The 11,710-nt window shown below is 59.3% G+C and carries 9 protein-coding genes; 4 read left to right on the top strand and 5 right to left on the bottom strand.

The annotated features are described in order from the left end of the window. Positions 1–363: 363 nt before the first annotated feature. Entirely contained in the window at positions 364–1,341 is a 978-nt protein-coding gene (miaA, locus tag NZK35_RS33150; protein WP_259636818.1) for a tRNA (adenosine(37)-N6)-dimethylallyltransferase MiaA, read from the bottom strand. A 136-nt stretch (positions 1,342–1,477) separates the two neighbouring features. Here miaA and NZK35_RS33145 point away from each other — a divergent pair, with 136 nt between their 5' ends. Beyond that, a complete protein-coding gene (locus NZK35_RS33145) occupies positions 1,478–2,023 on the top strand; it encodes a GNAT family N-acetyltransferase (RefSeq protein ID WP_323379691.1) in 546 nt (181 codons plus the stop codon). Positions 2,024–2,153: 130 nt separating this feature from the next. On the opposite strand, the gene NZK35_RS33140 is transcribed toward NZK35_RS33145, so the two are convergent. The 4 genes from NZK35_RS33140 to NZK35_RS33125 all read right to left on the bottom strand — a co-directional run bounded on the left by NZK35_RS33140 (position 2,154) and on the right by NZK35_RS33125 (position 8,063). Continuing rightward, positions 2,154–4,424 carry a hypothetical protein gene (locus NZK35_RS33140; protein ID WP_259636816.1) on the bottom strand — a complete coding sequence of 757 codons (2,271 nt, stop codon included), beginning with the start codon at positions 4,422–4,424 and terminating at the stop codon, positions 2,154–2,156. Then, positions 4,421–5,026 carry an RNA polymerase sigma factor gene (locus NZK35_RS33135; protein ID WP_259636815.1) on the bottom strand — a complete coding sequence of 202 codons (606 nt, stop codon included), beginning with the start codon at positions 5,024–5,026 and terminating at the stop codon, positions 4,421–4,423. The genes NZK35_RS33140 and NZK35_RS33135 overlap by 4 nt, the downstream gene beginning before the upstream one ends. Positions 5,027–5,092: 66 nt before the next feature. Then, on the bottom strand, positions 5,093–6,367 hold the full coding sequence (locus NZK35_RS33130) for a DUF1501 domain-containing protein (RefSeq protein WP_259636814.1): 1,275 nt from the start codon (positions 6,365–6,367) through the stop codon (positions 5,093–5,095). A gap of 82 nt (positions 6,368–6,449) precedes the next feature. Then, positions 6,450–8,063 carry a DUF1549 and DUF1553 domain-containing protein gene (locus NZK35_RS33125; RefSeq protein WP_259636828.1) on the bottom strand — a complete coding sequence of 538 codons (1,614 nt, stop codon included), beginning with the start codon at positions 8,061–8,063 and terminating at the stop codon, positions 6,450–6,452. A gap of 612 nt (positions 8,064–8,675) precedes the next feature. Between NZK35_RS33125 and NZK35_RS33120 the strand changes: the two genes are divergently transcribed. The 3 genes from NZK35_RS33120 to rnc all read left to right on the top strand — a co-directional run bounded on the left by NZK35_RS33120 (position 8,676) and on the right by rnc (position 11,679). Further along, on the top strand, positions 8,676–9,077 hold the full coding sequence (locus NZK35_RS33120) for a hypothetical protein (RefSeq protein WP_259636813.1): 402 nt from the start codon (positions 8,676–8,678) through the stop codon (positions 9,075–9,077). 191 nt (positions 9,078–9,268) lie between these two features. Beyond that, on the top strand, positions 9,269–10,180 hold the full coding sequence (locus NZK35_RS33115) for a cysteine peptidase family C39 domain-containing protein (RefSeq protein WP_259636812.1): 912 nt from the start codon (positions 9,269–9,271) through the stop codon (positions 10,178–10,180). Positions 10,181–10,872: 692 nt separating this feature from the next. Then, positions 10,873–11,679, top strand: a complete 807-nt coding sequence (gene rnc, locus NZK35_RS33110; protein WP_407699871.1) for a ribonuclease III — start codon at positions 10,873–10,875, stop codon at positions 11,677–11,679. The last annotated feature ends 31 nt before the right edge of the window (positions 11,680–11,710 follow it).

Genomic DNA, 11,710 nt, shown 5'->3' with positions numbered 1-11,710 from the left:
CCGCCCACTGTCGCTGCGTCCCAGCGACCGCAAATCGCCTAAAGGCTAGGCACCAACGGTTACCGAATCCCTTGTCGCTTCAGCCCTCCCAATCGGGTCAGGACTCTTTTCTGGCATTGGCGCGACACCGGAGTTCGCTGCGACCCCGTCGGGGTCGGGGGAAGGATTAGGGGGCGTGGTCCGGAGGTGGCGCTGCGCTGACCTCCGGCGACTCGCTGAAATCCCTTCGGGATACGGTCGACTTTCGTCACGTTGCGTTAGCGTTAGATGAATCTTGGGGTGCGTTTGCGCGACCCCAAGCTTTGATGTGGCACGCCGCTGGCGTGAAACGCAAGCTGGAAGCTTACGCCACTTTTAAGACCTCTAGGTTGCGGTATCCATCCGCTCGATGTGGCCGAGCACAAACTCCAGTGCATCGGATTCGTTGTCGAAGTGATCCATCGGGACGGGCGTGATTTCACTGAACGATCGAAACCAGGTCTCTTGACGTTTGGCGAGTTGTCGGGTGTGGGTTGCGACCAGGTCTTCTAGTTCGTCGATGGCACCACCGCCGGCGTTTCTCCAGTCCAGGATTTCTCGATAGCCGACCGCTTGTGAGGCGGTCCGGGATAACGAGCTGTAACGCTCGATCAATTGATCAACCTCTTCGATCAACCCGCGCTCAAACATTTGCTCGACACGGCGGTTGATCCGTTGGTGAAGTTTGCCGCGATCGTGTTGCAACGCGAACACGCAGCAGGACCCGGCGTCGACGTGGCGGTCGAATTGAACCTGTCGATGACTCAGCGGCATTCCGGTGTGCTTGGAAACCTCCAGCGCCCGGATCATCCGGCGCGTGTCTCCCGGCGCAATCCGGGCGGCCGAAATGGGATCGACTTGAACCAGCCGCTGACGCAGCGCTTCGGCGCCGAAGGTCTCGAGATCACGCTGCACCGATTCACGAAATTCCCAGTCCGGCGGCGGCCCCACATCAAACCCTCTCAACACCGCCTTGAGGAACATCGGTGTTCCGCCGACAAAGATCGGGCGTTTGCCGCGGCCGCTGATCTCGCGGACGCATTGATGGGCTTCGGCCAGGTAACACGCGACACTGAAATCCTGATCGGGATCGGCCAGATCGAGCAGGTAATGGGGCACCCTGGCGCGGTCGGCGGCACTCGGTTTGGCCGTCCCGATGTTCATGTGCCGATACACCGCGATCGAATCGAGCGACAAGATTTCGCCACCGATCGCTTCGGCCAATTGCAACGCCAGCGACGTTTTCCCCGAGGCCGTCGGACCGGTCAGAACAATGGCTTCTTGAACCAGGGGTGGAAAAGTCGTTGGAGTCGGTACGGACATCGGAACGCCGGATAAGCCAATAAAAGAAGAATTCCCGTTTGAAGGGGTTGCCCAAAGTTTACGCAGATGCGGCCGGATCGGTAAACGCGTGGTAGAATCAATCATCATGGGTATGACGTACTTCAAACGATATCGAATGGAATTTGACCTTCGCGATTGGCGTGGGGAGGATCCGCGTCTGCCCGAAGGTTACGAGCTGTTGCCCTACCTGCCGGGGCTGCTGCGGGAACACGCGATCGCCAAGTTCAATAGTTTCAAGGAGGAATTGGACGCGAACGTTTTCCCGTGCTTGTCTCGACGCGACGGCTGTTTGCGGCTGATGCGTGAGATCACCAGCCGCGGCGATTTCGTCCCCGACGCGACCTGGTTGATCCGCGCGCTCGAAACGAATCCGAAAACCGGCGCCGTCCAGCCCTACGCGGTGGGAACCATCCAGGGACTTTCCACCGAAGGCTGGGGCTCGATCCAGAATGTTGGAATCGATCCGGCGCATCGAGGCAAAGGTTTGGGATCGATTCTACTGTCCAAGGCTGCGACAGGATTTCGCGCCGTCGGCTTGGAGCGAATGCACCTGGAAGTCACGACGGAGAACACCGGCGCGGTGCGGTTGTACGAACGACTGGGATTCAAGCGGTCCAGTGTCGTGTACAAGGCGGCGGAAGTCGCCGGGGCGACCGCCTAGTGCTCCAACCACATTAAATGTCGGAGTTGCGTTCGTCGAGCGGAAAAGGGTCAGGCTGTCGGCGGCTCGCCATCAGAGGCGAAACCCTTGGTGAGTCCCGCTACCCTCAAATCAAAACGTAGCCAGAGCACTACTCTCTCAGGATCCACCAGATCCGGCTGAGGGCCGATTCTCGGCTACTGGATTCTTCTTTCAACCGGTTTGCCGCAGCGGTGATTTCGGGCGTGACACGGTTGCGACCGGACAGATAGACCAGGTGTTGGACTTGCAGGTCGAAATCGTCGATCGAGCGCAGCCACGAAACCGGCAGCGCGGCATCCTCACCGGGAAAGTCGACGCTCAGTTGCTGCAAGAAATTCGTGGCGGAATTTCCACCATCGAGCTCGCCAAGCGATTGGGGCGATCGCGGACGACCGTCGATCGGTTGAGCCAGAATGGCGCCCTGATCATCCGGGTTGAATTGCCCCCCGACACGACGCATGGCAACTTCGACACGCTGCTTCAATGAAGAGCTCGGAGTCTGAACCGCCGCCGCGAAGGCTTGAATCAAATCCAATGCTTCCTTTCGCTCCTGCTCGGACGACGTCAACAACGCATCGCCTTGCAGCACTTCGGGCACGCTGCGGCGGGCCATCGGGGACGCGATGATCAACGCCAACGTTCTGGCGACATCGAACTGATTGGCCTTCAAGTCATCGGCAAGTTGTCGGTGCAAGCGATCCAGGTTTCCATCGACCGGTGGCGCAAAGGCGTCCACGGGAGACGGTTTCAGGGGGCGTCCGTGAACCAATTGCCAAAGCGAATCCACCAGACTGTCGGCCAGCACATCGCTGCCGACGAGCGTCTTGGTCCAAGTTTGGAAGTCTTCCATTTGGTCGGTCGACTGCAACAGGTACTTGCTGACCTTCGGCACCGCCATGCGTTGACGCCCATCTAACAGCTCGTAAAACGTCGGCTTGGGCTGCGCCGGTTGCGCGGCCACCACCCAACGATTGTCCTGTCGACGAACGACATTGCGGACCAGGGCGACGAACGACCAATAATCATCTTGGGTCCCCGAACGACCGATGTGCGAATCATGGCAACGCACGCAACGCATGTCGGCGTTGATGGAGATGTTGGCCAGATGCGTGGCGATCCCTTCGCTGCCACGACGTCCGATCGCTTGATACCACTGTCCCGATTGTTGACTCGACCCGTCGATCAAGGAGACCAGGGTCACGTCCAGCTTGGCCTGACCCGAGACGCTTTTGGATAACTCGTCGACCAGCCCGGCATTCTCGGGGCGATCCATGACCGCGATGCCGCTGCCGGTCGTCAACGCGAGCCAGCGTTTGGAAATCTGCTCTGCATTGGAGGACTCGGCCAACAGATCACGGAGCTGCTGCGGATCGCGCAACGCCTGTTCGGAAAGCGAGATTCCCAATCGGGCATTCAAGCGGTCGGCGATTTCCGCCGGCGCGGCATCAGGCGTCGGCTGGATCCCAAGGGTCTGCCAGTAGTCGCGGACCGTCGCAGCGGTTTCAGCCGCGACCAGGGTCACCGCTTGTGACTCGCCCTTTGATGGGGCGGGCGAGACCGGATCGGGAACGTCGTCGGCCGACGAATCGGCGTTCGATGCGACGTCAGTTGAGTCGAGTGAAATGCCGCGTGGCAGATCCGCCGTGCCGCTGTCGGACGTCACAGGCGGGTCGTCGACCGGATCGGAAATTGCGACTTGCGAATCATTCGACGACGGGGATTCAATCCGTTCCGACGGAGACGGCTGGTCTGGAACATTTTCGGCGACGACCAGACTTTGATCGGCCGGCTTGTTCTGCAGATTGTTCGGTCCGCTCAGGTAAGCGACGGCCAGGATGCAAGCGGCGACGGCGATCAGGATCGACACCAAACGCCCCATCGAGAGACCGCCACCGGATGCCGTGATCGGCGGCAGCGAAGGGCTGCTTTGCTCGGCCGCGGTCCCGGTTTGGGCTAGGATCGGCGCGACCAGATCGGGCGGCGACTTGCGTTTGAGCGGGTTGACCGGGACAAATTCCGTCAGCAGCGCATCGACGACGGGATCGGCATCTTCGGCAAACTCGTTGCGTTTGCTGTCGGCCGACTCGCCAAGCCGCTGCAGGATCGTCGCGGTCAGATCGGGCGGGCACGATCGCCTCTTGCTTTCGCTAGGCAAAAACTCCGCCAGCAAGGTATCAACGACCGGGTCCGCCTCGTCGTCGGCGTCGCGTGGTTGTCCATGGTCGGCGGCAGCCAACTGCGCAAGAATGCTAGCCGACAAGTCGGGCGGTTGCTTGCGTTTGCTCGCATCGCTGGAGACAAATTCGGCCAACAACGCGTCGATCAACGGATCGGCATCGCTGCGTGCTTCGTGCGGCAGTTGGCTTGCGGAATGGGTCATGGTTCGTTTTGAAGCTGCAATTTCTCTTCGACACAGTTTCGCAGCTGTTGTTTGGCTCGCTGCATCAAGTTCCGGGCTCCGTGATCGGTGATCCCCAGAGCTTCACCGATTTCGACTCGGCTGGCGCTGGAATCGAACCTCATTCGCAAGGCGATTTGAGCCCGTTCGGTTAATTTTTCAAAACACTGTTGAAGGGCCTCCACGGCGGCGTCGCCGGTGAGATCCTTGCCCGCCCATCGGTCCCAAGTTTCGTCGAGCAACTCGGATTCTCCGGTGGTCTGAACGCGTCCCAGTTTGCGGTGCCTGGAGACGAGCAGGTTGTAGGCGGTTCGGCGCAGGTAGCCTGCCGTCGCGCTGTCGTTGTGTTGGACAAAATCGGGGCGTCGCAACACACGCAAGAAGGTTTCTTGCGTCAAATCATCGGCGGTCGCGTCGTCGCATCCGAGCATTCTCAGGTAGCGCCACACGCCACGTTGGTGTCGTTGGATGAGCGTGGCCGCGTCGAGGGTTTCCGCCTGCTCGGACTGTTCATCAAACGCAGTTTCCTCGTCGACGTTGCCCTCAGGCATCGAATCATCGGGAACATCGTTTGACTGGGTCATCGAGACGGTACTCGGCCCGGTCGAGCTTGGCGTCTGTCCGCCGAGGCTGACTTCATCCACCAATCATCAAGCCACCAATTCGCTTATCACTTTTCCACCATTGGCAATTTTCATCGGTCGGCGATTCTTACTCATGAACGTGGTATCGAGACTAATGCCGAGTCCCTTGCACACGGTCGCCATCAAGTCTTCACTGCTGAACGGTTCGGATTCAACCGCCGTGCCGTCGCTGCTGGTTTCACCGACGGCCAATCCGCCTTGAATCCCCGCACCGCCGACGACGCAGGACCAGGACCGTGCCCAGTGGTCTCGCCCGGCGTTCTGATTGATCCGCGGTGTTCGTCCGAATTCCCCCATCCAAATGATCGCGGTGTCCTGCAACAACCCGCGTTGTTCCAGGTCCTCGACCAGGGCGCTCATCGCCTTGTCCAGTTGTGGCAACTTCGTGTCCGCCAAGGTTTGGTGAACGTTGTTGTGCAGATCCCAGCCACCCAAGTCGACTTCGATAAACGGGACACCGCCCTCGACCAGACGTCTGGCCAACAGACACCCCTGACCGAACCCGTTGGTCCCATAACGTTCTTTCGTCTTCTCGTCCTCTTTCTCGACACGGAAAGCTTCCATTTGACTGCTGGTCATCAAGTCAAACGTCTTCTTGAGCACCTTGCCGTGCTCTCCGGCGGGAAGATCACGCGTCCGGTTGGCGAAACCGCTTTCGATTTCCTGCAGGGCGGCCATCCGTTGACGCAATCGCATCCCGTCCAACTTCATGTCCAAGTTGCGAATCCGCCCGCTACTGGTGACGGCAAAGGGAGACCACGCCATGCCCAGGAATCCCGGCCCCGCGCTGGCACCGCCGATGGTGACAAACGGAGGGATCTCCAGTTCGGGACGCTGCGACATCAACTCGTGAGCGACAACCGCACCATAGCTGGGGTGTTCGATATTGGGGTTCGGGACGAAGCCGGTGTGCATGTAGTAGCGGCCACGGTTGTGGTCGGCTTCGCGGGTCGACATGCTACGAACGATTGACAGATTGTGCATCTGCTTGGCGACCATCGGCAGATGCTCACAAATCTGCATGTCGCCGGTTGTCGAGATCGGTTGAAACGGTCCACCGGTGGGCGCGCCCGGTTTCAGGTCCCACATGTCGATCGTCGGCGGGCCACCTCCCATCCAAAGCATGATCGCCGATTTCCGATTGCGACGCATCTCTTCGGCGTTGGCTGCAATGGCACCCCCCATCGTCAGCGCCGCCGAGGCGGCAGCACTGGAACCAGCCAAGTGGTTCATGAAGTGTCGGCGGCTCATCCCGCTGGGAGTTTTCCAAGGTGATATCATTGCGATTGCCTATCGAAGAAATCGGTTTCGAAGGAAGTGTTGTCAGATTGGTAACGTTTGAGAACCGCGATTGAACCCAAGCTCAATGCTGCATGATGAATTCATTACTGTTGAGAATCGCCCACCAGACATCCTGCAACATTTCGATCTCCTTGCCGCCACGGGCGCGGTAGAGTTCGCCGGCCAGTGCGACTTCCCGCTTGGTCGGCTGTCGCGACAAGCCCGCCTTGTACAGTAGATTTAATCGGTCACGGGTCGATTTACCCGACTGTGAAAGCCGATCCAGAAAGCTGCCCGGTTTCGTGCTCGTCGCGTTCTGCGTCAATTCGCCGTTGAACAACATCAACGCCTGGGGAATCGACCCGTCAAAGGTCGTCGCTTCATCGCCTTCGTCGGTTCCAAAGGTCACCACGAATTGACGGAGCCATTCACGACGCTTTTTCTCTTGTTGCTCGTACGTGCCCGTGGCACTGCCTCCGGACGCGGAAACCAAGGACTGATACAGTTGCTCGGCGCTCATCTGACGGAGATAGAAGCGAGAGAATTTTGGCGTTTCACCGATCGACGGGTCATCGATCTGGTTGTTGCTGCCCAACACCGGCGCCAGCGAATACGGTCGGCTGAGCGTGATCCAGGTGATCAGGTCCTTGAGGTTGTAACTGGATCCGCGAAACGCATTGGACAAATCATCCAGCAATTCGGGGTGCGTCGGGTTGTTGTGGGGGCCCATGTCATCGATCGGCTTGGTGAATCCGTACCCCAGGAACATCGACCAGTATCGATTGATCGCCATGCGGTCGAGCGACTGGCTGTCCATCATCAGCCGCCCGAGTTCTTGGCGGCGATTGACGTCATCGACAAAACCACTCTTCGAAATTTCCGTGCCGTCGGTGAAGACCGGGTACGCGACTCGCGTCAGACCGTTCCGCATCTCGTAAAAGACCAACGCATCGTTCGGATCCCCCGCTTCGCCGGCATAGTCCTCGCTGACCAATTCGGCGTACTCGACGTCACGCGTCCCGTCGACGAATCGTCGCAACGCACGTGTCTGTCGAAAGAACGAATTGAACTCCCAAAACTTTTGTTGCTTCCAATCATTGAAGGGGTGATTGTGACACTGCGTGCACTGAACCTGTTGACCGAGAAAGATCCGCGACACGCTGCTTGCCGCCAACACCGCTTTCTCTTCGTTGACTTTGCCGACCAGGAAATTGACGGCCCCGTTGAATCCAGGTGCACCGGGCTTGGTCGCTCCCTCGGCGGTCACCAATTCATACACCATCCGGTCGTAAGACTTGTTCTCCGCGAACGAGTCTCGGAGGTACTTCATCATGCCGTTGCGATCGGTCAGATCGCGCCGGTCCATGCCCCCGCCGCGGCCGATCAGCAGATTGCTCCAAACCGTGGCCCAATGGTTCGCATACTCTTCGGTGTAACGATCGTCATGCAACAAACGATCGACGAGCTTCGCACGACGGTCGCCGCCACGGTCGGCTGCAAATTCCTGTTGCTCTTCCAGGCTGGGAATGCGGCCGATGATGTCCAAAAACACCCGCCGACACCAAACCGCATCGTCCGCCTCCTTGGCCGGCGTGATCTCATAATCCGCCCACCCCTGCTCGATCGCATCGTTGATCATCGCGATCTGGGGAGGCACGACGCTCTGCGCTCGCGCCACCGAAGCAAACGCGACCATCAAAATCACCAGACCACCCAAAGAACGCGTCAGACGCGACAGGAAGATTGATTTTGGTGCCATGAACTGAAACCTAAACTGCTCGAGCAATTGGATGGAGTGCCCCGGTAACGGGTCGATGCGGTGTGCGATTCGCCCTAATGATGAAACGAGATGTCGGCGAAGTGGTACCTGATCAAGTGTCAGATTTGTCACACATTGGGAGAATCGGTCGCAGCAGCACAGATGTGTCCACTAATGGTACCCGGTTGAACACAAAATCTTCCAGTAATTCAGCACTTTTTGCGGCAAGCTGCACGAATCAACGGGTCTCAATCCCCCTGATGACCTGCTGCGGTCCATCACCTGGGAAACCATACACTCCCGCTGTCTCACTCTGCGACGCGACCTGCCGTCCCCGCCGCGGTGGGTGGCCACGCGGGGTGGTTTTTGTTAGCGGTGGGGCACGAGCTCTCCGGTCCTGTACGGTGTTTCCGCGGCGCGCGACCGGACGGCTCGCGGCCTGTCGATTGAATCAGTGGTTTGACCAAAGGTGTCACCGGGGTTGGGATGTTGGTCGGATCGGCCACCAGATTCGCCGTTTCAGCAAGGCGCCATTTCAGGGAGTTTGAAATGCCGGAAGTTTACCGCGGACTCGAACATCCCTGTTGCCAGCACTTTGATCCCGGTGCGGGGGCACCCAGCCCCCGCACGACTCGCCCCACCGTTGCGAATTCTGGACGCGAGGAAGGGTGGAACTCAAACAACCCGGCGGCGAAAGTCGGCTTGGAGGCGGGCTGGCTGATCGCAAAGAAGCCGGACGCCGCTGAGGCGGAAACCGACGACGCGTCGCCTCGCTGCCTCCAGCTGGCGACCGGTCAATGGTGTCTCCCGAATTGGGCGACTTGGTTTCCCAGCCCCGGTCCGGCCGTGGTCTATGCGTCTGATCGGGGTTACCGGATCGGGCAATCGGTCGAAATCATTTATCTGCAACGTGACCGACCAAACGCGACAGCGTCACGATTGCAATCATGAAAATCCGGATTGCCGCTTGATTCGCGCGAAAACCGGCGTTTAACGCTATCCCTCCAACCCTTTCTGAACTTTGCGCACACAGTGTCTTCATGCTATCTTCATAGACAAGCAGATGGCATCTTTTTGCAATCGCCTGGATGGCGGCGGGTGTGCTATGTTTTCCCGAGAGATACCCCCCAGAGAATTGGGCAATGGGAATGGACCTTTGGATCGCGATCGGTTTCATCGCCACGGTCTCCACACTCGCCTTCGTGGCGGGAAGGCGACTGTCGCTATCGGTCTACCAGAACAAGCCTCTGCTGCTGGCCGAATGCTTGATCTTTTCGCTGGTGTTTGCGTTCGGTCTTGCCAATCGGTTGTCTTGGGCCCACGCTTTTCCCACGCCGGCAGCGCTTTGCTGGGCAAATTGGGTGCCGGTGTTTTTGTCGTTTAGCGCCGGATTGGCATCCGAAGTTTCTGCGTTGCGAGCGGCGTGTCGGCACGGCGTCGCCGGGTTGATGGCGTTGCTTGCGATCGGGTTCCTGGTCTTGCCGGTGCTCCGACCCCAATTGTTTCCGATCGAAGTGGACCGGGCGGCGACGTGGAAAGACGGAGTCTGCTTACAAAGTCATGAAGCCAGCTGCGGTCCCTCTGCGGCGGCGACATTGCTTCACCAAACGGCACTGACCACTTCAGCGCGGTTGACGTTCCCCGACGGGCAGTGGGCCGGTGCGCCGCTGGCGTCGGCGGAGCAGTGGATGGCCGATGCGTGTTTAACCAGCAATCAAGGGACGTCCTCATTGGGCTTGATTCGCGGATTGCGGATCGCCGTTGCGGGGAGTTCACAACAGGTCGAAGTCGCCGACCACGATCCGGGGGTGTGGCGGGCCCGAGGCCAGCTGCCCAACGTGGCCGTCGTCCGCTTCAGTGATGAACGGGCCAACGGGCCGGTCCGTCGGCTGCTCGGGACCGATGGCGAAGGCCACGCCGTCGTCGTGCACAGCCGCATGGCCGATGGGCGCTGGAAAATCGCAGACCCGGCGGTCGGATGGCGCCTGTGGGATGACGAACACTTGCGTCGCGTGTTCACCGGCGAAGCGATCTATCTTGCGACGCGTCGGTGATCACCAAGCCGTCGCTTTGGATGGTCGCCTTGAGTCCGAGTGGCTGCAACCGTTTGCGAAGTAAGCGTTTGCGAAGTGCGGTGCGTAGGGGTTCGGGGCGAGCGTGGTAGCTGCACGTTCGTGTGATCGAACGCTTTCGGAGCGCGCAGAAAATCTTCGCCGCCGGATCAATGGCTCGTTTTTTCTCCGCGGGACGTTCGTGCGACCGGATTTCGAGGCCGAATCGCGTCGCGTCGACGCCCTCCTTTCAGACCGATCGCACTACCCGTGAAGGTCCGTAGTTGTTAAGGTACAGCCATCGCGTCGCACACCGGCGGGCGGGTCGGTCTGGTTTCGTTCCGACCGGAACGGCTGGACCCGTTCGCCGGCGTGTGACATGGATGGCATGCAAGGCTGCATCAGACGTTGCGCCTTGGTCTGCCTCACGTGTCACAGCTGCTTCTCTCAGCGTCCGCGCTCGGGGTGTCCCCCGATCGAGGCGTCGTGCGAGTGGTGCGGTTTGGCACGTGCCTTACCAACGCACGACTCTTTCGCACGCAAGAACCTTGTCTTTACCGCTTGATTCTGAATCCGATGACGCCGAACTGGCCCCCGCCGGTTTCCTCAGCGATCACGGCCACTCTCCTGACGTTCACGACGACGTTACTTTCGAAAAAGATCCAGAACATCTCGACGAAGAGCGATCGAAGCCGGTGATCGATTTCGACCCACCCGGGACGGGCGACGACGTACGGCTGATCGCTTCGCCACGCGACGAAAGCGGGGACCTGGATCACTCCGAGAAATTACTGCGCTGCCAACAGCTGATCGATTATCAGTTCAAGGACCAGGAGTTGTTGCGATTCGCTTTGACGCACGCCTCCGGTGCAGCGCATCGCTTGGCGAGCAACGAGCGTTTGGAATTCCTCGGTGATAGTATCCTCGGCTTCGTCATCTGTTCGTGGTTGTACGAGGAATACCCCGAGTACAACGAAGGCGATTTGACGAAAATCAAATCGGCCGTCGTCAGTCGCCGCACCTGCGGTAAAGTGGCCTGTCAAATCGGACTGGACGAGTGCTTGATCGTGGGCCGGGGTGTGACCCGAAATCGCAGCTACCCGCGGTCGTTGGTCAGTGACGTCTTTGAATCGATCGTTGCCGCGTTGTATCTCGATGGCGGTCATGACATCGTCCGCGACCGACTGAAGACCTGGTTGCGGGGCGAAGTCGAAATGGCGGTCACGAGCCAGGGGGCGACGAACTACAAGTCGACGCTGCAGCAACGAGCCCAACGTGATATCGCGTGCACACCCCTGTATCGACTCAAACGCGAAATGGGACCCGACCACCGAAAATCGTTCTTGATCAGCGCCGTGATCGACGGCGAGGAATACACCGCCGCCTGGGGCACCAACAAAAAGGAAGCCGAACAAAAAGCGGCCGCCAACGCACTGGCGGAAATGAACGACGACCCGTTGCCGTATCCGCTGCCGGACGATCCCAATCAGTCGGGCAAGTGAGTTCGTTGGTGTCTAGCTTTAGGCCAATACC

The sequence above is a fragment of the Stieleria sedimenti genome, assembly GCF_025060895.1.
In the GTDB taxonomy this organism is placed as follows: Bacteria; Planctomycetota; Planctomycetia; order Pirellulales; family Pirellulaceae; genus Stieleria; species Stieleria sedimenti.
The sequence above is the reverse complement of the archived record's forward strand: the minus strand, read 5'-3'. Positions and strand labels throughout refer to the sequence as shown.